This is a genomic window from Pantoea sp. VS1 (genome assembly GCF_002207995.1).
Lineage (GTDB): Bacteria > Pseudomonadota > Gammaproteobacteria > Enterobacterales > Enterobacteriaceae > Pantoea > Pantoea dispersa.
In genome coordinates, this window is the sequence record NZ_NHZE01000140.1 from 1 (window position 1) to 261 (window position 261).

At 55.6% G+C, this 261-nt stretch carries 1 pseudogene; it reads left to right on the forward strand.

Annotated features, from left to right (window positions below):
* Positions 1–200: pseudogene (locus CBW22_RS26450) on the forward strand (integrase core domain-containing protein); the annotation flags it as partial.
* Positions 201–261 lie beyond the last annotated feature (61 nt).

A 261-nucleotide genomic window follows, 5' to 3' on the forward strand; every position in this document is an offset into this window, starting at 1 on the left:
ATCCGGAGGGGGCGAAGCTGTACAAAGTCGGTGAAAAAGGCGACCTGAGGCTGAACGGGCGAACCTTCCTGAGCGCGGCGTTACGGGGGGAATATGTGCGGTTCCTGGAAGTGGACGACGGCATTGACGTCATCCTCTTCGACAGGCTCATCCTTGCGTATTATGACCGGGCAGAAAAGCGTATTATCCGAATCGACTGACCACAAAAAGTGTTACCTGTGTGCCCGGTCTGATCTGTTACCCATGTGCCCGGTCGTACCT